This window comes from Streptomyces sp. P17 (assembly GCF_032436805.1).
GTDB lineage: Bacteria > Actinomycetota > Actinomycetes > Streptomycetales > Streptomycetaceae > Streptomyces.
This window is the reverse complement of record NZ_JAVRBF010000041.1, coordinates 66,228-84,265: the sequence shown is the minus strand read 5'-3', so window position 1 is coordinate 84,265 and position 18,038 is coordinate 66,228. Positions and strand designations below refer to the sequence as shown.

The following is an 18,038-nucleotide window of genomic DNA, read 5'->3' as shown; positions in this document are numbered from 1 at the left end:
CCCGCCGTCGACACCCTGACGCTCTCCATCGACACCGCACCCTGACGGCCGCACCGGCCACCGGCGACGCCACCACCGCCCCAGCCCCGACTCGAAAGACACCTCGGACAGGCCGCGACCCGAGCGCGGCGGACGCTGCACGCCCTCGAACCCGTGCCCCACATCACCATCAGCCCTCGGTGAGAAATCGGACCTCGGAAACATCAGCCGGTGGATCCGGGCTCAGTGAGCCTCGATGGCTCAGACCGCGGCCGGGTCCTCCTCGACGAGGAGGTTGCGGGTGCGGTTCGGGTCGACGGGAATGCCGGGGCCCATCGTGGTGGTGATGGCGGCCTTCTTGATGTAGCGACCCTTGGCGGCGGACGGCTTCAGACGGAGGATCTCCTCCAGGGCCGCGCCGTAGTTCTCCACCAGCTTGGCGTCGTCGAAGGACGCCTTGCCGATGATGAAGTGCAGGTTCGAGTGCTTGTCGACGCGGAACTCGATCTTGCCGCCCTTGATCTCGGTCACGGCCTTGGCCACGTCCGGGGTCACGGTGCCGGTCTTCGGGTTCGGCATCAGACCACGCGGGCCGAGGACACGGCCGAGGCGGCCGACCTTGCCCATGAGGTCCGGGGTGGCGACGACGGCGTCGAAGTCCAGACGGCCCTTCGACACCTCGTCGATGAGCTCGTCGGCGCCGACGATGTCGGCGCCCGCGGCACGAGCGGCCTCGGCACGGTCACCGGTCGCGAAGACCAGGACCCGGGCGGTCTTACCGGTGCCGTGCGGGAGGTTCACGGTGCCACGGACCATCTGGTCGGCCTTGCGCGGGTCGACACCCAGACGGAAGGCGACCTCGACGGTGCCGTCGAACTTGGTCGTGGAGGTCTCCTTGGCGAGACGGACGGCTTCGAGCGGGGCGTACAGCTTCTCCCGGTCGATCTTGGCGTCCGCAGCGCGGAGAGACTTGCTGCGCTTGCTCACTACTGCTCCTGGGGTTTTCTTAGGAGTCGTGGTCCGGGCCGAGCAGGCCCTGCCACTACTGCAGGTCTACGAGGTTGGGGCTCAGCCCTCGACCGTGATGCCCATGGAACGGGCAGTGCCGGCGATGATCTTCGACGCGGCGTCCAGGTCGTTGGCGTTGAGGTCGGGCATCTTGGTCTCGGCGATCTCGCGGACCTGCGCCTGGGTGATCTTGGCGACCTTGGTCTTGTGCGGCTCGCCGGAGCCCTTCTCCACGCCCGCGGCCTTGAGGATCATCTTCGCGGCCGGCGGGGTCTTGGTGATGAAGGTGAAGGAGCGGTCCTCGTAGACCGTGATCTCCACCGGGATGACCCAGCCACGCTGCGACTCGGTCGCGGCGTTGTAGGCCTTGCAGAACTCCATGATGTTCACGCCGTGCTGACCCAGCGCGGGGCCGACCGGCGGGGCCGGGTTGGCGGCACCGGCCTGGATCTGGAGCTTGATGAGCCCCGTGACCTTCTTCTTCTTGGGAGGCATAGCTCTCCGGGTCCTTTCGAATCGGGTTTGCCCCCATCCAGGTCGCGTCCCGGATGCAGGCATACCGCACAACGATAACGGGTATGGATGCGCGGCTGAAAACCGAGCAGGTCAGACAGGCTTCGAGAGCCCGCCTGACCTGGTCGGAAGCGGTGAGAACTAGTTCTTCTGGATCTGGTCGAAGGACAGCTCGACCGGCGTCTCCCGGCCGAAGATCTCGACGAGACCCTTGACCTTCTTGGAGTCGGGGTTGATCTCGTTGATCGTGGCCTGGAGGGTGGCGAAGGGACCGTCGGTGACGGTGACCGAGTCGCCGACCTCGAAGTCCAGGACCTGGACCTCGACCTTGCGCTGCGGCGCCGGCTTGCCCTCGGCCTCGGCGGCCTCGCGGGCGGCCTTCTCCTCGGCCTCCGGGGCGAGCATCTTGACGATCTCGTCCAGGGTCAGCGGGTACGGGTCGTAGGCGTTGCCCACGAAGCCGGTGACGCCGGGGGTGTTGCGGACAACGCCCCAGGACTCGTTGGTCAGGTCCATGCGCACCAGGACATAGCCGGGAAGCTTGTTCTGGCGGATGGTCTTGCGGTCGCCGTTCTTGATCTGGACGACCTCTTCCTGCGGCACCTCGGCCTGGAAGATGTAGTCCTCGACGTTCAGGGAGACAGCGCGCTGCTCCAGGTTGGTCTTCACGCGGTTCTCGTAACCGGCGTAGGTGTGGATGACGTACCACTCGCCGGGCAGGGTCCGCAGCTCCTCGCGCAGGGCGGCGACGGGGTCGACCGGCTCGGCCGGCTCTTCCCCGGCCTCTTCGGCCTCGTCCTCGACGTGTACGGCCGCTTCCTCCGCGGGCTCGCCCGCCTCGGCGTCGGCAGCCTCGACCTCGTCCAGGTCCTCGTCCGCGCCCTCGACGATGTCGAGCTCGTCTTCGACAGTCTCGTCGGGCTCGATGGCGTCGTTCAGGTTCTGGTCAGACACGGTGGCTGCTTCTTCCTGGATACATAGGGGTGGAACATGCGAAAAGGGGCGCCGGTAACCGCGGCGCCCTTCGCTCTTGGCTCAGCCGAAGACGTACTTGGCGGCGTGGTCGAGCCCATAGTCAATCACGGTCACCAGGCCGATCATGATGACGACGAAGACAATCACCACGGTCGTGTAGGTAGTCAGCTGGCCGCGCGACGGCCAGACGACCTTGCGAAGTTCAGCGACAATCTGCCGGTAGAAGAGGGCAAGACGCTTCAGCGGACCCTTTTTGGCGCGCTTACCGCCCTTGCGGGTCTTCTTCTTGGAGTCCGGCGCCTCGTCCTCGGCATCAGGCATGTCGATGGAGCCCACGGCGTCCGTCACTCGTCCTCACCTGATTCCGGGTCGTGGCCGTGCCGCGCCCGGTCTGAGCCGCACGGCGGTGCATTGCTGTACGTACATGCGCACACATCCTGGCGAAGGTGTGTGTAGCAGGGCCGGAGGGACTTGAACCCCCAACCGCTGGTTTTGGAGACCAGTGCTCTACCAATTGAGCTACGACCCTTTGTGTGTTCCCCAACGTACCGCATCCGTACGGGTGCTCCATGTGCACCGTGCGAGTGCGGCCTGCTGAAGGCCAACGAGGTGAGAGTGTACGTGTTCTCAGGCCCCTCGTCGAACAGAAAGTGCCCGTGGGAGCCCCGGAGATGGAAGATCGCCCAGCGTGAGGGGCGGATCCGGACGGTTGTTCAGCCGTTGTTCAGTCTGTGAAACCCGCGTGCCGGGGGAGTTTCCGGTCTGAAACGATGGGCCTCATGAGCGCTGCAACCCCTCCCACCGAGCGCCGGGTCTCCGCCCGAGTCGGCGCGATCTCCGAGTCCGCCACCCTCGCCGTGGACGCCAAGGCCAAGGCCCTCAAGGCCGCCGGGCGTCCGGTGATCGGCTTCGGCGCCGGCGAGCCCGACTTCCCGACCCCGGACTACATCGTCGAGGCCGCCATCGAGGCGTGCAAGAACCCGAAGTACCACCGCTACACGCCGGCCGGCGGTCTGCCCGAGCTGAAGGCCGCGATCGCCGCGAAGACGCTGCGCGACTCCGGCTATGAGCCCGACGTCTCGCAGATCCTGGTCACCAACGGCGGCAAGCAGGCCATCTACGAGGCCTTCGCCGCGATCCTCGACCCGGGCGACGAGGTCATCGTCCCGGCCCCCTACTGGACGACGTACCCGGAGTCGATCCGCCTCGCGGGCGGTGTCCCGGTCGAGGTCGTCGCCGACGAGACCACCGGTTACCGCGTCAGCGTGGAGCAGCTGGAGGCGGCGCGCACGGAGAAGACCAAGGTCGCCCTCTTCGTCTCTCCGTCCAACCCGACCGGCGCCGTCTACTCCGAGGCCGACACCGAGGCGATCGGCCGCTGGGCCGTCGAGCACGGCCTGTGGGTGATGACGGACGAGATCTACGAGCACCTGGTCTACGGCGACGCGGTGTCCGTGTCGCTGCCCGCGCTCCTGCCCGAGCTGCGCGACAAGTGCGTCGTGGTCAACGGCGTCGCCAAGACGTACGCGATGACGGGCTGGCGGGTCGGCTGGATCATCGGCCCGAAGGACGTCGTCAAGGCCGCGACCAACCTCCAGTCGCACGCCACGTCGAACGTCTCGAACGTGGCCCAGGTGGCCGCGCTCGCCGCCGTCTCGGGCGACCTGGACGCGGTCGCGACGATGCGGGAGGCCTTCGACCGCCGCCGCAAGACGATCGTGCGGATGCTCAACGAGATCGACGGGGTGGTCTGCCCGGAGCCCGAGGGCGCCTTCTACGCGTACCCGTCGGTGAAGGCGGTGCTGGGCAAGGAGATCCGCGGCAGGCGCCCGCAGAGCAGTGTGGAGCTGGCCGAGCTGATCCTGGAGGAGGCCGAGGTCGCGGTCGTCCCGGGCGAGGCCTTCGGCACGCCGGGCTATCTGCGGCTGTCGTACGCACTCGGTGACGAGGACCTGGTCGAGGGTGTCTCGCGGATCCAGAAGCTGCTGGCGGAGGCGAAGTAGCCGACAGGGCTGTGAGCAGGGCATCCAGGAACCTTCCTGGGTGCCCTGTTCGTTTGTGCGAGCAAGACCACTAAGGGGGAAACCGCTACCGGGAGGGCGGGGACGTACGGCAGGATCCTGGGATGGAGCGTGTACGTGATGTCTCTGAGCTGCCGAAGGCCCATCTGCACCTGCACTTCACCGGGTCGATGCGCCCCGCCACCGTTCTGGAACTGGCCGACAAGCACGGCGTACGTCTGCCCGACGCGCTGACGGAAGCCCTGACGAGCGGGGAGCCCCCGAAGCTGCGGGCCACGGACGAGCGGGGCTGGTTCCGATTCCAGCGGCTGTACGACGCGGCCCGCTCGTGTCTCAGGGAGCCCGAGGACATCCAGCGGCTGGTGCGTGAGGCCGCGGAGGAGGATCTGAAGGACGGCTCGGGCTGGCTGGAGATCCAGGTGGACCCGACCTCGTACGCGCCTCGGCTGGGCGGTCTGATCCCGGCGCTGGAGGTCATCCTGGACGCGGTGGAGACGACGTCGCGGGAGACGGGCCTCGGGATGCGGGTCCTGGTGGCGGCGAACCGGATGAAGCACCCTTTGGACGCGCGGACGCTGGCGCGGCTGGCGGTGCGGTACGCGGACCGGGGCGTGGTCGGCTTCGGTCTGTCGAACGACGAGCGCCGGGGCATGGCGAGGGACTTCGACCGTGCGTTCCACATCGCGCGGGAGGGCGGTCTGCTCTCCGCTCCGCACGGCGGCGAGCTGACGGGCCCGGCCTCGGTCCGTGACTGCCTGGACGACCTGGACGCGAACCGGATCGGTCATGGCGTGCGCGCGGCGGAGGATCCGCGGCTGCTGAAGCGCCTGGCCGACCGGGGCGTGACCTGCGAGGTGTGCCCGGCGTCGAACGTGGCCCTCGGCGTCTACGAGAAGCCGGCGGACGTGCCGCTGCGCAAGCTGTTCGAGGCCGGGGTCCCGTTGGCCCTGGGCGCGGACGACCCGCTGCTGTTCGGCTCCCGGCTGGCGGCCCAGTACGACATCGCCCGCCAGCACCATGCCTTCACGGACGCGGAACTGGCGGAACTGGCCCGGCAGTCGGTACGGGCGTCGGCGGCGCCGGAGGAGGTCAGGGCGCGGCTGCTGGCCGGTGTGGACGACTGGCTGACTCGCCCGGCCGCCTGAAGTGGGCGTAGGGCGGACAGGGCTTGAAGCAGACCAGCACCTCGACGGGGTGCCCGCCGCCGGGCGGCTGGATGAGCGGCAGCCCCGTCATCAGCGCCGAGTGCCCTTTGACGACGCCCTTCTGGCGCGGCCCGAAGCCTGCCGCGCGGGCGAGGTCGGTGGCGGTCCCGGCGAACACCTCCCGGCTGCCGAACAGGAAGAACGTACGCGCGTGGGTGGTGTGCCGGAACTCCTCCCGGTCCCATCGCGTCTGCCAGGTCTTCGCGTCCCGCGCGGTGCGCGCTTCGTCGGTGCCGGCGGTCAGCGGGGTGCCCGCGCGTAGTGTGCGGCGCAGTCCGGGCCACTGGCTGGGGCGCAGACCGAGCGTGTGATGGGCCGGGACGAGGTCGACCCGCTCGCCCCAGCTCTCGTCGGGCGGGACGCCGTCGCGCAGCGGGATGTGGACGATCGTGTGCCGGGAGTAGGCGGCGAAGGAGAACAGGCCCGCCAGCCGGTTCAGGCCGTCGTGGTCACCGAGCAGCTGCCCGACGGGGTCGGGTGCCGTCAGTGAGGTGTGGCGCAGGGGGGTTGGACCACCCGGTGTGCGTGCGGTCCTGTGCGGGGCCGGAACTCGGTCAGCCTCAGCCGCATGTGCGATGCCTCATGGCATCAGGGTCGGGGTCGGCGGCCGCCCTCCGCGACGGAGATTTCCGTGGTGATCCCGTCCAGCAGGGTCCGGGCGAGCCGGGCCGCGAAGGCGTCGGCGGGCGGGCGTGCACTTCTTGCGGTGGCCTCGTAGGCGAAGGCGCGGTGGGCGCAGGCGCCGAGCAGGAGGGAGGCGGCCGCGAAGGTGTCGGCGCCTTCGCGGACACGGCCCGCGGTCTGCTCGGCGCGCAGGTAGGCGTCGAGGGCCTCGATCGGCAGGTGCGGTCCGGCGCCGATCTTCCGCAGCGCGTCGTCGTGCCGCCGCTTGAGCTGCGCCTCGGCGTACAGGGAGGCGGCGATCGGGAAGCTCTGTTCGTAGAAGAGGGCGGCCTCGTGGGCGATCCGCGTCAGGTTGCCTTCCAGGGTGCCCGTCCCGGGTTCGGCCGTGAGGCTGCTGAGCAGCGGGGTGAGACGGGGCAGCCGCTCGGTGAGGACCCGCACGAACAGCTCTTCCTTGCTGTCGAAGTACTTGTAGAGCGCGGCCTCGGAACACCCGGCCGCCTTGGCGATCTCCTTGGTGGTGGCCCGGGCGAGCCCGACGGTGAGCATCAGTTCATGGGCGGCGTCGAGGATACGGACGCGGGCGGGCTTCTGCGCGGATTCCACGAAGGGGACCTTATCGGGCTTGACGGGTGAGTGAATACTCACCCACTCTAGAGCACAGAGGGGTGAGTGAACACTCACCCACCCAAACGCGGGAGTGGCCATGAACATTACGGTTTTCGGTGCCACCGGAGGCATCGGCCAGGAGATCGTCCGGCAGGCGCTGACCGCCGGGCACCGGGTGACGGCGGTGGTACGGGATCCCGCGCGGCTGCCGGTGACGGGCGCGGACCTGGAGGCGTTCCGCGCGGATCTGACCGACCCGGAGGCGCTGCGCCCCGCGGTGGCTGCCCGGGACGCGGTTCTGTCGGGCCTCGGCGCCCGCAGCCGTAAGGACGCCGGGGTCGCCGCCCGCCTCACCCGTACGGTGCTGCGGGCCATGGAGGCGGAGGACACGCGCCGGCTGCTGGTGGTGAGCGCGGCACCGCTCGGACCGGCTCCGGCGCAGGACGGCCCCCTGGACCGTGCCGTACGCGGCCTGGTCTCCGCGGTCCTCAAGGACGTCTACGACGACCTCAGGGAGATGGAGGCGGAGCTCGCCCGCAGCGCGGTCGACTGGACCTCCGTACGGCCGCCCCGGCTCCAGGACAAGCCGCTCACCGGCGTCTACCGCACGGTCGTCGGCGGCACCCCGGCCAAGGGCCGTTTCATCGGCCGCGCGGACGTGGCCCACGCGATGCTGGCCATGGCGGACGACCCGGGCACGGTGAAGCAGGGCGTGGGCGTGGCCTACTGATCCCTACAGGGTCACGCCCACGGTCACCGGCTCATTGACCAGCGTGATCCCGAAGGCCTCGCGGACCCCGGCGACGACCTCGCGGGCGAGCGCCAGCAGGTCCTCGGTGGTCGCGGCGCCCCGGTTGGTGAGCGCGAGGGTGTGCTTGGTGGAGATGCGCGCCGGGCCGCTGCCGTAACCCTTGGTGAAGCCCGCCTTGTCGATCAGCCAGGCGGCGGAGGTCTTGGTGTGCCCCTCCCCCGCCGGGTAGGCCGGGGGCTCCACGCCGTCGCCGAGCCGATCACGCACGCGCGCGTGGAAGGCCGCGAACTGTGCGTGGCTGAGGATCGGGTTGGTGAAGAAGGATCCGGCGGACCAGGTGTCGTGGTCCTCGGGGTCCAGGACCATGCCCTTGCCGGCGCGCAGCTTCAGGACGGTCTCGCGGGCGTCGGCCAGCGGCACGCGGTCGCCGGCCTCGACGCCGAGGGCGCGGGCGGTCTCGGCGTACTTGATGGGCCCCGACAGTCCGTCGGCGTCCTCCAGCTCGACACGGACGCGCAGGACGACATATCGCTCGGGGTGGGCCTTGAAGCGGCTGTGGCGGTAGGAGAAGGCGCACTCCTCGTTCGCCAGCGTCACGGTCTCGCCGTCCTGGCGGTCGTAGGCGATGACCTCGGTGATCGTGGAGGAGACCTCCTGGCCGTACGCGCCGACGTTCTGGATCGGGGTGGCGCCCGCCGAGCCGGGGATGCCGGCGAGGCATTCGACGCCGGCGAGTCCGGCCTCGACGGTGCGGGCGACGGCGTCGGTCCACACCTCGCCCGCGGCGAGCTCCACGCGCGTGCCGTCGATTTCGAAGCCCTTGGTGGCGATGACCAGGGCGGTGCCCGCGAAGCCCTTGTCACCGATGACCAGGTTGGAGCCGCCGCCGATGATCAGCAGGGGCGTGCCGGCGGCGTCGGCCTCGCGGACGGCGGCGATCACCTCGGCGTCGGTGGTGGCGGTGACCAGCCGGGTGGCCGGTCCGCCCAGGCGGAAGGTGGTCAGCGGGGCGAGGGGCGCGTCGTGGAGTTCCTGCACGCGCTCAAGAGTACGAGAACGGCCCCACCGCTTTGGGCAGGGCCGTGTCCCGTACGTCATCCATGGCTCAGGTGAGACGGCGGACCGCCTCGGCCCAGTCGAGCGGGAGTTCGTCGCTCTTCACCGTCCAGGTGGCGAACTTCGCGGCCCGCATCAGGGGGGCCAGGCCCCGGGAGGTCGGTGCGTGGGTGCCGGAGCGGGCGAAGGCCTTGAGCGCCTGGGGCGACTCCCAGGCCGACAGGGTCCAGAAGGTCCGCCGCAGCGGCTGCGCCTTGAGGGTGGCCCCGCAGGCGCCCGGCGCGCGGCTGACCTGCCGCCACACGCCCGGGGTCCTCAGGAGAACTTCAGCGCGCCCCACAGGGTGCGGGTCTCGAAGCGGGACGCGAAGACATGCACTTCGATGCCGCGCGGGGGTGTTCGCAACGGTCCAGGAAAGGGTGGGCACGACGCCTCCTCAGCGGCCGGCGGTCTCACGTACGGGGGCGGGGGTCTGCGGCGTGTCGGAGGGCTCGGTGCGCCCTCGGCCCGGGATGCCCAGGGCCGCGACTCCGGCGAGGGCGACCAGCGCGGCGCCGGTCACCAGGGCGGGCTTCAGCCCGTCGACGAAGGTCTGTCCGGTCTCGTAGCCGCCCTGGGCCGCGAAGATCGACGACATGATGGCGATGCCGAGCGCGCCACCGACCTCGCGCAGGCCGTTGTTGGCGCCGGAGGCGATGCCCTGTTCGCCGGCCCGGACGCTGAACATCACCAGGGCGGAGGCCGGTGCGAAGAACAGGGCCATGCCGATGCCGCTGATGATCAGACCGGGCAGCTGGACGGCGTAGGAGGCGTCCGCGGTGATGACGTTGGCCAGGTAGCCGAGGCCGGCGGCCTGCAGGAAGAGGCCGGTGGCGACGACGGGGCGGCCGCCGAACCGGTCGGAGAGGATGCCGGCGATCGGCGCGACGAGCATCGGCATACCGGTCCACGGCAGCATCCGCAGACCCGCCTCGGTGGGCGAGTAGCCGAGCACGCCCTGCATGTACTGGCTGAGCAGGAAGATCGAGCCGAACATGCCGAGGAACATCAGCATGCTGGTGGCGTTGATCCCGGAGAAGGCGCGGGAGCGGAACAGCCGCATCGGAAGCATGGGGTTCTTGGCGCGGGTGCTGTGGAGGACGAACCCGGCGAGCAGCGCGCCTCCGGCGAACAGTCCGGTCAGCACCAGGGGGGCGGTCCAGCCGTCGGCGGGGCCGCGGACCAGGCTGTAGACGATGCCGAAGAGGCCGCCGCTGGCGAGGAGGGTGCCGGCGACGTCGAGCCGGGCGTTCGTGCCGTGGGACTCGGCGAGGCGGAGGCGGGCCAGCGGCAGCAGGATCAGGCCCAGCGGAACGTTCAGCCAGAAGATCCACTGCCAGGAGATGTGTTCGGTGAGGGTGCCGCCATGAGCGGCCCGGAGGCCACGGCGAGCCCGTTGACGGCGCCCCCTATCCCGAACGCCATCCCGCGCTTGGCCGCGGGCACGGCGGCCGTCAGCAGGGCCAGCGTCAACGGCATCATGATCGCCGCGCCGACGCCCTGCACCGCGCGGGCGGCGATCAGGGAGTCGATGCCGGGGGCCATGGCCGCGCCGGCGGAGGCGCCGGTGAAGATCGCGATCCCGACCCGGTTGGGCCGGTTGGGCCGGTTGGGCTGGTTGGGCTGGTTGGGCCGCCGGTTGGGCCGGTTGGGCCTCCCGCCACCCTTGGAACACCGCCCGCCCCTGGCCCGTTGGGGCCGGTAGGGGGCCTCAACGCCGTAAGGGGCGCCCCACAATGGAGAACGCCCCTTACAGCCCTCAAGCCCCTACGCCTCAGGCCAGCCGTACGACCGCCCGCGACATCCCCAGCACCTTCTGCCCGGCGCTGGTCGCGGTCAGGTCGACGCGGACCGTGTTGTCGTCGAGCTTGGCCGCGACCTTGCCGCTGACCTCGATCGTGGCGCCCTGGTCGTCGTTCGGGACGACCACGGGCTTGGTGAAGCGGACGCCGTACTCGACGACCGCGCCCGGGTCGCCGGCCCAGTCGGTCACCACGCGGATCGCCTCGGCCATGGTGAACATGCCGTGCGCGATGACGTCCGGCAGTCCGACCTCCTTGGCGAACTTCTCGTTCCAGTGGATCGGGTTGAAGTCACCCGAGGCGCCCGCGTACTGGACGAGCGTGGCACGGGTCACGGGGAACGTCTGCGCGGGCAGCTCGGTGCCGACCTCGACGTCGGCGTACGAAATCTTCGCCGTCATGGGGTTGCTCACGCCTCCTCGGCCGCGCGGGCGACCAGCTTCGTCCAGGCGGTCACGACGTGCTCCCCCGCCTCGTCGTGGACCTCACCGCGGATGTCCAGGATGTCATTGCCCGCGAGGGACTTGATCGACTCGATGGTCGAGGTGACCGTGAGCCGGTCGCCGGCGCGCACCGGGCGCGTGTACGCGAACTTCTGGTCGCCGTGCACCACTCGGCTGTAGTCGAGGCCGAGCTGGGAGTCGGCGACGACCTCTCCGGCCGCCTTGAAGGTGATCGCGAACACAAAGGTCGGCGGAGCGATCACATCGGGGTGACCGAGCGCCTTGGCGGCCTCCGGGTCCGTGTACGCCGGGTTGGCATCTCCCACCGCCTCCGCGAACTCACGGATCTTCTCACGGCCGACCTCGTAGGGGTCGGTGGGCGGATAGGTCCGCCCGACGAAGGACTGGTCGAGCGCCATGGGCTCGGCACCTCCTGGTGTCTGCGTGTGGTTTCCCGGGTCGGCCGGTGGAGTCCTGCGGTTTCCCTGACTTCCCCGAGCCGGCCGGGCGGCGATCTGCGAAACCGGCCGGTAACCGGCCGACCGAAACGACGCGAGGCCGCCCCCCGACTGCGGGGGCGGCCTCGTGTACGAGCCTGATTTATCGCGTCTCGCGGTGCGCGGTGTGCGCGTTGCAACGCGGGCAGTGCTTCTTCATCTCAAGACGGTCCGGGTTGTTACGCCGGTTCTTCTTGGTGATGTAGTTCCGCTCCTTGCACTCCACGCAGGCCAGCGTGATCTTCGGGCGGACGTCGGTGGCAGCCACGTGAGTGCTCCTTGACGAACGGATAGGACATTAACGCAAGAAAGAGTAGCCGATCGAAGGACCGACCCCGCAATCGGCTACTGTCAGTAGCGGTGACCGGACTTGAACCGGTGACACAGCGATTATGAGCCGCTTGCTCTACCGACTGAGCTACACCGCTGAGATGCGATCAGTCCCCGCCTCGCGACGGGAACCTCCCACACCAGAGCCCCAAAACGGAATCGAACCGTTGACCTTCTCCTTACCATGGAGACGCTCTGCCGACTGAGCTATTGGGGCGAGCGATGAAGACATTACACGCTCGGCCGCCGTTCACCCAAATCCGTTTCGCGGCACCCTCGGCGCCCCGATCCGACGGGCTTCCCAGGTACCTCAACCGCCACCGCCGTACGCCATCCACGCTGCTCGTGCACGGCGGACCACACCGGTACGACTATTGCGCTCCTCCCGGCCCCGAGCTGATCACCGCCCTAGGCTCGACTCACTCTGCGTGATCTTGCGTCCCCGGCGCAGTCTCCGCGCAGTCTCCGAGCACCGAGCACCTGGAGCGCGATGCCCGACAGCCAGCCCCAGCCGCCCCACTCGTCGTCCTCGTCGTCCTCCCCGGGGGCGTCAGGGCCGTCCGACCCGGCCGCTCTGCTGTTGTGCGGGGCACGGCTGACCGACGGGCGCACCGTGGACGTCCGGCTGGGCGGCGGTCGCATCGAGGCGGTGGGCACGGCCGGGAGCCTGGCGAGCGGCACGCGCGCGTGCGGTGCGCGCGTGGACCTCACCGGCTATCTCCTCCTGCCGGCCCCCGCCGAGCCCCACACCCACGGCGACACCGCCCTCTCCGCCGACGCCTCCGGCCCGGTCTCCTACGACCCCCAGGACGTCCAGCGCCGAGCCACGGAGGCGGCTCTGCTCCAGCTCGGCCACGGGGCGACCGCGCTGCGGGCACACGTGCGCGTGGGCGACGTCCAGGGGCTGGGCGCGCTGGCCGCCGTCCTGCGCGCACGGCGCTCCCTGCGGGGGCTCACCGAGCTGACCGCGGTGGCGATGCCGCGACTGCTGACGGGTGTTGCGGGGGCGGACGGGCTCGCGATGCTGCGGGACGCGCTGAAAATGGGCGCCTCGGTGGTGGGCGGCTGTCCGGATCTCGACCCCGATCCGACGGGCTATGTGGAGGCGGTCCTGGACCTGGCCTCGGAGCACGGCTGCCCCGTCGACCTGCACACGGACGCCGACGACCCGGCCCGCCTGTCCCGGCTGGCGGCCATGGCGGGCGGCTTGCGCCCCGGCGTGACGCTGGGCCCCTGCGGCGGTCTGAGGCGCCTCCCGGCCGGCGCGGCCTCCCGTACGGCGGACCAACTCGCGGCAGCCGGCGTGACGGTGGTGTGCCTGCCGCAGGGCGGCTGCGGGGGCGCGGAACGGCGAGGGACCGCGCCGGTACGGCTGCTGCGCGCGGCCGGGGTGCGGGTGGCCTCGGGGAGCGGGGCGCTGCGGGACGTGTCCAACCCGGTGGGGCGGGGCGACCCCTTGGAGGCGGCGTATCTGCTGGCCTCCCGCTACGGGCTGGGCCCCGAGGACGCCTACGACACGGTGAGTTCAGCGGCGCGGACGGTTCTCGGCCTGCCCGAGGTACGCGTCGAGGCGGGTTTCCCGGCGGAGTTGCTGGCGGTGCGGGGAGATGGGCTGTCGGGGGCGCTGTCGCTGGCGTACAGCCGGATCGTGGTGCATCGGGGGCGTGTGGTTGCGCGGACGAGCGCGGTGCGGGAGTACTGCAACTCTGCGGCGGCTGTGGAGTTGGGGTTGCCTCGGCAGGGGCGGGGTGAGGCTTCTTGAGGGGTGGGGGATGTGGTGTGCGGGGAGTGGGTGACGTAGAGAGTGCGCGCGGGGTGTGGGATCCGGGACGCGCGGGCGCACGATCGGGGTGCGATCCGCCGGGCGCTCGGGGTTCATGGTGCGCCGGCGGGCAGGGTAACGCTCGGGCTCGCGGGGCGGGTCGCGCCGAGTAGTCGCGCTGAGAGCCTGCGGGGGTCCGGGGCTTGGCGGGGGCGCCTGTCGTAGCGCGCACCGTCGGGGCACTCTCGCTCAGGCCGTGGGCCGTGGGAACTCGTGCGGCGGATGCGGCCGTCCGGGCGTACGGTCGAAGACATGCGCATTGTCATCGCTGGAGGTCATGGTCAGATCGCGCTGCGGCTGGAGCGGCTGCTCTCCGCGCGCGGGGACGAGGTCGCGGGCATCATCCGCCGCGCCGAACAGGGCGACGATCTGCGGGAGGCGGGTGCCGAACCGGTGCTGCTGGACCTGGAGTCGGCGTCGGTGGAGGAGGTCGCGGCGCATGTGCAGGGTGCGGACGCGGCGGTCTTCGCGGCGGGAGCCGGGCCGGGCAGTGGGGCGGCCCGCAAGGAGACGGTGGACAAGGACGCGGCGATCCTGTTCGCGGACGCGGCGGTGCGGGCCGGGGTCCGCCGATTCGTGATCGTGTCGTCGATGGGCGCGAACGCCAAGCACGAGGGCAGTGAGGTCTTCGACGCATACCTGCGGGCGAAGGGCGAGGCGGACGAGTACGTGCGCGGCCTGACCGCCCTGGACTGGACGGTCCTGCGCCCCGGCATGCTGACGGACGACGCCGGCACGGGCCTGGTCCGGCTGGAGGCCCACACGGGCCGCGGCCCGATCCCACGGGACGACGTGGCCGCCGTACTGGCAGAACTGATCGACACCCCGGCCACATCCGGACTGACCCTGGAACTGATCAGCGGCTCCGCACCGGTGACGGTGGCGGTGAAGTCGGTGGCGGGCAACTGAGGACGCGAGACCTCAGAACAGCGGCAACTGACCGGGGAAGTCGGGCACGACATACCCGTCCAACGACGGCTGCACAAGCCCCAGTTCAGCGAGCCGCCGGGACCCTGCACATGAAACGAGTTCCCCGCTCCCCCGAGCACCGGGCGGATCGTGCCGCGCGAACCGCCCGGCAACCACGGCGATCTCCCGACGACACTCGGGGCAGCTTCTGCGTCGAGTGGTCATGGAGTCAGTGTGCCCGGGGAACGGCCGTACACGAAGAGACCCCTCAGTTCTGTGTTTCCACAGTCCTGAGGGGGCTTTCCCCGAAGTGGCGGCGCCAGGATTCGAACCTGGGAAGGCTGAGCCGGCAGATTTACAGTCTGCTCCCTTTGGCCGCTCGGGCACACCGCCGGGGTTGTTGTCCTTCGAACGGCCTCTCGGCTGCGTTCCCCGGCAACGACGTAAACAATACCCGATGCCGAGGGGTGCTTCGCCACTCGATTGATCTCCGCTCCGAGGACCGGGGATGGCTAGGCTTATCCGGATGCGGCCCGGGACCTATGCCGGGCTCGGCGGTCGCCCCCCACGTACGCCGATACGCACCCGACACGGACCCCGATACAAGGAGCCACAGGACATGGCCGACTCCAGTTTCGACATCGTCTCGAAGGTCGAGCGGCAGGAGGTCGACAACGCCCTCAACCAGGCCGCCAAGGAGATCTCGCAGCGCTACGACTTCAAGGGCGTGGGCGCCTCGATCTCGTGGTCCGGTGACAAGATCCTCATGGAGGCGAACTCCGAGGACCGGGTGAACGCCGTCCTCGACGTCTTCCAGTCCAAGCTGATCAAGCGCGGCATCTCGCTGAAGGCGCTGGACGCGGGTGAGCCGCAGCTGTCCGGCAAGGAGTACAAGATCTTCGCGTCGATCCAGGAGGGCATCTCCCAGGAGAACGCCAAGAAGGTTGCGAAGATCATCCGTGACGAGGGCCCGAAGGGCGTGAAGGCCCAGGTCCAGGGCGACGAGCTCCGCGTCAGCTCCAAGAGCCGCGACGACCTCCAGGCCATCATCGCCCTGCTGAAGGGCAAGGACTTCGACTTCGCACTGCAGTTCGTGAACTACCGGTGATCAACTGGTCGTGACCGACGGCCCGAGCGCCCTGGAGATGGCACTGTGCCGCCCGGGGCGCCACCACATCCGGAACAGGAACTTCCGCGCGAACGGCCGCTGACTCATTCGCCCCCTGTCCGGTCGCACGGTCCCGCAGTACCGTCCGCAGCCATGAGAGGGCTCTGGACATACTGGGGCTACCTGGCTGCCGCCGCCCTCGTGGTGGCGTGGACGAGCCGAGCCGCCGCGGTGGTCATCGCGGTGCTGTCGTTGGCGGTCGCCGCCTATGCCTCGTTTCAGGCGCCGGTCTGGTGCGGCGCGGTGAACCGTGACGGCACGTACTGCCGACGGAACGCGACCGGCCTCCTCATGGGGTGCGGTCTGCGTCAGCACCGCTGGCAGAAGATGAAGATGATCGTCCTGCGGCAGAAGACCGGAGACGTGTCCAGGGCGCTGTTCCCGACGGCCCGGGAGAAGTTCCAGGCGTTCATCGCCGTCGGCTCGCTCGCGTCCGCCGTCGCCACGGTCGTTGTGCCAGTGGTAACCGGTTCAGGCGGGGCATGAGAGGCAACGAGGCGCGAGATAGGGCGGGCACCTGGTGGGTGCCCGCCCCTCCCGCCTGCTGGCTGCGGTCCGGGGAATGTGCTCAGTTGCGCGAGTTGCCGAACAGGATGCGGTAGGCGACCAGGAGAACCAGCGAGCCGCCTATCGCGGCCGCCCAGGTCCTGCCGTCGTAGAAGTCCTTGGTGATGGGGTGCTCCAGCCAGCGGGCCGAGATCCAGCCGCCGGTGAACGCGCCCGCTATACCGATCACGGTCGTACCGATGAAGCCGCCCGGGTCGCGGCCCGGCAGCAGGAACTTGGCGATGGCTCCGGCCAACAACCCCAGGATGATCCAGCTGATGATGCCCATGCCGTGAACCTGCCCTTCCGTGCTGTGCCCGCACTGTCCGCACACTGTGATCTTCGTCCGGACAGGCTGTGCTCGTCGGTCGTGCGCTGTGCGCGCTCGCGCGCCTGCGCGCGTTCGCGCCCCTGTTCGCCGCCTGTTGGTGAGGAGGACGTCACCGCTGCACTCGGCGGTTGCAGCGATCAGTAGGGTTCGGCCCATGACACGGTCCCCGGCCGGGCTTCGGCGCACCCTCGGCGTGGGCGACGCCGTGGTCATCGGGCTCGGCTCGATGATCGGGGCCGGGATCTTCGCTGCCCTGGCACCCGCGGCACGCGCCGCCGGCACCGGGCTGCTGCTCGGGCTCGCCGTCGCCGCCGTGGTCGCTTACTGCAACGCCACCTCCTCGGCGCGGCTGGCCGCCCTGTACCCGGCCTCCGGCGGCACCTATGTGTACGGCCGCGAGCGGCTCGGGGAGTTCTGGGGCTATCTCGCGGGCTGGGCGTTCGTGGTCGGGAAGACGGCCTCCTGTGCCGCGATGGCGCTCACCGTGGGCGCGTACGTCTGGCCGGACCAGGCGCACGCCGTGGCGGTCGCGGCGGTGGTGGCACTCACCGCGGTGAACTACGGCGGCGTCCGGAAGTCCGCCTGGCTGACGCGGGCGGTCGTGGCGGTGGTGCTGGCGGTCCTCGCTTCCGTGTTCGTCGTGTGTCTGTCGTCGGGGGAGGCCGATGCCGGGCGGCTGGACATCGGGACCTCCGATGGTCTGGGCGGGGTGCTTCAGGCGGCCGGTCTGCTGTTCTTCGCGTTCGCCGGGTACGCGCGCATCGCGACCCTCGGTGAGGAGGTGCGGGATCCGGCGCGCACCATCCCCCGCGCGATCCCGATCGCTCTCGGTCTCGCGCTCGCCGTGTACGCGTGCGTGGCGGTGGCCGTCCTGGCCGTACTGGGCTCCGACCGTCTCGGGAACGCGGACGCGCCGCTCGCCGACGCGGTACGGGCCGCCGGAGTGCCGGGTCTGGTGCCGGTCGTACGGGTCGGTGCCGCCGTGGCCGCGCTGGGCTCGCTGCTCGCCCTGATCCTGGGCGTCTCCCGGACCACGCTCGCCATGGCGCGTGACCGGCATCTGCCCGGTGCTCTGGCCGCCGTGCACCCGCGTTTCCAGGTGCCGCACCTGGCGGAGCTCGCCGTGGGTGCGGTGGTCGCGGTGCTGGCCGCGACGGTGGATGTACGCGGCGCCATCGGGTTCTCCTCCTTCGGTGTCCTGGCGTACTACGCGGTGGCCAACGCCTCGGCGTGGACACTCGGGCCGGGTCTGTCGGCGCGGGTGGTGCCGGCGGTGGGTCTTCTCGGGTGCGTGGTCCTGGCGTTCGCGCTGCCCTGGGTTTCGGTGGTCGTCGGTGCCGGGGTGCTGGTGGTGGGGGTCGGCGCGTACGGCGTACGTCGGTGGATGGCGGCGAGGTAGCTCCGCTCCCC

19 protein-coding genes, 4 tRNA genes and 3 pseudogenes are annotated in these 18,038 nt (G+C 70.3%); 8 read left to right on the top strand and 18 right to left on the bottom strand.

Features of this window, described 5'->3' with window-relative positions; translation table 11 throughout:
* Nucleotides 1–240 precede the first annotated feature (240 nt).
* The 5 genes from rplA to RMT89_RS25650 all read right to left on the bottom strand — a co-directional run bounded on the left by rplA (nt 241) and on the right by RMT89_RS25650 (nt 3,004).
* On the bottom strand, nt 241–966 hold the full coding sequence (gene rplA, locus RMT89_RS25670; RefSeq protein WP_315886145.1) for a 50S ribosomal protein L1: 726 nt from the start codon (nt 964–966) through the stop codon (nt 241–243).
* 81 nt (nt 967–1,047) lie between these two features.
* Entirely contained in the window at nt 1,048–1,482 is a 435-nt protein-coding gene (rplK, locus tag RMT89_RS25665; protein WP_093613725.1) for a 50S ribosomal protein L11, read from the bottom strand.
* A 159-nt stretch (nt 1,483–1,641) separates the two neighbouring features.
* Nucleotides 1,642–2,454, bottom strand: coding sequence for a transcription termination/antitermination protein NusG (gene nusG / locus RMT89_RS25660; RefSeq protein ID WP_315886144.1), 813 nt, complete (start codon nt 2,452–2,454; stop codon nt 1,642–1,644).
* A gap of 81 nt (nt 2,455–2,535) precedes the next feature.
* On the bottom strand, nt 2,536–2,823 hold the full coding sequence (gene secE, locus RMT89_RS25655) for a preprotein translocase subunit SecE (RefSeq protein ID WP_315886143.1): 288 nt from the start codon (nt 2,821–2,823) through the stop codon (nt 2,536–2,538).
* A gap of 108 nt (nt 2,824–2,931) precedes the next feature.
* A tRNA-Trp gene (locus RMT89_RS25650) sits at nt 2,932–3,004 on the bottom strand.
* Nucleotides 3,005–3,254: 250 nt separating this feature from the next.
* Here RMT89_RS25650 and RMT89_RS25645 point away from each other — a divergent pair.
* Together RMT89_RS25645 and RMT89_RS25640 are read left to right on the top strand one after the other, a co-directional pair.
* Nucleotides 3,255–4,478, top strand: coding sequence for a pyridoxal phosphate-dependent aminotransferase (locus RMT89_RS25645; RefSeq protein WP_315886142.1), 1,224 nt, complete (start codon nt 3,255–3,257; stop codon nt 4,476–4,478).
* Between the two features lie 122 nt (nt 4,479–4,600).
* Nucleotides 4,601–5,641, top strand: coding sequence for an adenosine deaminase (locus RMT89_RS25640; protein ID WP_315886141.1), 1,041 nt, complete (start codon nt 4,601–4,603; stop codon nt 5,639–5,641).
* On the opposite strand, the pseudogene RMT89_RS25635 reads toward RMT89_RS25640, so the two are convergent.
* Nucleotides 5,586–6,271, bottom strand: a pseudogene (locus tag RMT89_RS25635) (hypothetical protein). The gene RMT89_RS25640 and the pseudogene RMT89_RS25635 sit on opposite strands and share 56 nt — an antisense overlap.
* 18 nt (nt 6,272–6,289) lie before the next feature.
* Nucleotides 6,290–6,931 carry a helix-turn-helix domain-containing protein gene (locus tag RMT89_RS25630; RefSeq protein WP_315886140.1) on the bottom strand — a complete coding sequence of 214 codons (642 nt, stop codon included), beginning with the start codon at nt 6,929–6,931 and terminating at the stop codon, nt 6,290–6,292.
* A 100-nt stretch (nt 6,932–7,031) separates the two neighbouring features.
* Between RMT89_RS25630 and RMT89_RS25625 the strand changes: the two genes are divergently transcribed.
* A complete protein-coding gene (locus RMT89_RS25625) occupies nt 7,032–7,664 on the top strand; it encodes an NAD(P)H-binding protein (protein WP_315886139.1) in 633 nt (210 codons plus the stop codon).
* Nucleotides 7,665–7,667: 3 nt separating this feature from the next.
* Here the strand turns inward: RMT89_RS25625 and RMT89_RS25620 are convergent, their stop codons facing one another.
* The 8 genes and pseudogenes from RMT89_RS25620 to RMT89_RS25585 all read right to left on the bottom strand — a co-directional run bounded on the left by RMT89_RS25620 (nt 7,668) and on the right by RMT89_RS25585 (nt 12,069).
* Nucleotides 7,668–8,783, bottom strand: coding sequence for a UDP-N-acetylmuramate dehydrogenase (locus RMT89_RS25620; protein WP_315886138.1), 1,116 nt, complete (start codon nt 8,781–8,783; stop codon nt 7,668–7,670).
* Between the two features lie 7 nt (nt 8,784–8,790).
* A pseudogene (locus RMT89_RS25615) lies at nt 8,791–9,168 on the bottom strand (DUF3291 domain-containing protein).
* A gap of 9 nt (nt 9,169–9,177) precedes the next feature.
* Nucleotides 9,178–10,367, bottom strand: a pseudogene (locus tag RMT89_RS25610) (DHA2 family efflux MFS transporter permease subunit); the annotation flags it as partial.
* A gap of 187 nt (nt 10,368–10,554) precedes the next feature.
* Nucleotides 10,555–10,983, bottom strand: a complete 429-nt coding sequence (locus RMT89_RS25605; RefSeq protein ID WP_315886137.1) for a MaoC family dehydratase — start codon at nt 10,981–10,983, stop codon at nt 10,555–10,557.
* Between the two features lie 8 nt (nt 10,984–10,991).
* Complete coding sequence (locus RMT89_RS25600) at nt 10,992–11,444, bottom strand: MaoC family dehydratase N-terminal domain-containing protein (protein WP_315886136.1); 453 nt, start codon at nt 11,442–11,444, stop codon at nt 10,992–10,994.
* A 181-nt stretch (nt 11,445–11,625) separates the two neighbouring features.
* Entirely contained in the window at nt 11,626–11,790 is a 165-nt protein-coding gene (gene rpmG / locus RMT89_RS25595; protein ID WP_003948671.1) for a 50S ribosomal protein L33, read from the bottom strand.
* An 87-nt stretch (nt 11,791–11,877) separates the two neighbouring features.
* Nucleotides 11,878–11,950: transfer RNA gene (locus RMT89_RS25590), tRNA-Met, on the bottom strand.
* 46 nt (nt 11,951–11,996) lie between these two features.
* Nucleotides 11,997–12,069: transfer RNA gene (locus RMT89_RS25585), tRNA-Thr, on the bottom strand.
* 273 nt (nt 12,070–12,342) lie between these two features.
* On the opposite strand from RMT89_RS25585, the gene RMT89_RS25580 reads away from it, so the two are divergent.
* Entirely contained in the window at nt 12,343–13,614 is a 1,272-nt protein-coding gene (locus RMT89_RS25580) for an amidohydrolase family protein (RefSeq protein ID WP_315886135.1), read from the top strand.
* A 312-nt stretch (nt 13,615–13,926) separates the two neighbouring features.
* On the top strand, nt 13,927–14,583 hold the full coding sequence (locus RMT89_RS25575) for an SDR family oxidoreductase (protein ID WP_315886134.1): 657 nt from the start codon (nt 13,927–13,929) through the stop codon (nt 14,581–14,583).
* 12 nt (nt 14,584–14,595) lie between these two features.
* On the opposite strand, the gene RMT89_RS25570 is transcribed toward RMT89_RS25575, so the two are convergent.
* Together RMT89_RS25570 and RMT89_RS25565 are read right to left on the bottom strand one after the other, a co-directional pair.
* On the bottom strand, nt 14,596–14,808 hold the full coding sequence (locus RMT89_RS25570; RefSeq protein WP_315886133.1) for a hypothetical protein: 213 nt from the start codon (nt 14,806–14,808) through the stop codon (nt 14,596–14,598).
* Between the two features lie 86 nt (nt 14,809–14,894).
* Nucleotides 14,895–14,976 (bottom strand) — tRNA-Tyr (locus tag RMT89_RS25565).
* Nucleotides 14,977–15,202: 226 nt separating this feature from the next.
* On the opposite strand from RMT89_RS25565, the gene RMT89_RS25560 reads away from it, so the two are divergent.
* Nucleotides 15,203–15,691, top strand: coding sequence for a YajQ family cyclic di-GMP-binding protein (locus RMT89_RS25560; protein ID WP_315886132.1), 489 nt, complete (start codon nt 15,203–15,205; stop codon nt 15,689–15,691).
* A gap of 153 nt (nt 15,692–15,844) precedes the next feature.
* Nucleotides 15,845–16,237, top strand: a complete 393-nt coding sequence (locus RMT89_RS25555) for a hypothetical protein (RefSeq protein WP_315886131.1) — start codon at nt 15,845–15,847, stop codon at nt 16,235–16,237.
* Nucleotides 16,238–16,319: 82 nt separating this feature from the next.
* On the opposite strand, the gene RMT89_RS25550 is transcribed toward RMT89_RS25555, so the two are convergent.
* The gene (locus tag RMT89_RS25550) at nt 16,320–16,586 is read right to left on the bottom strand and encodes a GlsB/YeaQ/YmgE family stress response membrane protein (RefSeq protein ID WP_315886130.1); all 267 of its coding nucleotides are present in this window, start codon (nt 16,584–16,586) and stop codon (nt 16,320–16,322) included.
* A gap of 196 nt (nt 16,587–16,782) precedes the next feature.
* Between RMT89_RS25550 and RMT89_RS25545 the strand changes: the two genes are divergently transcribed.
* Nucleotides 16,783–18,027, top strand: coding sequence for an APC family permease (locus RMT89_RS25545; protein WP_315886129.1), 1,245 nt, complete (start codon nt 16,783–16,785; stop codon nt 18,025–18,027).
* Nucleotides 18,028–18,038: the final 11 nt, after the last annotated feature.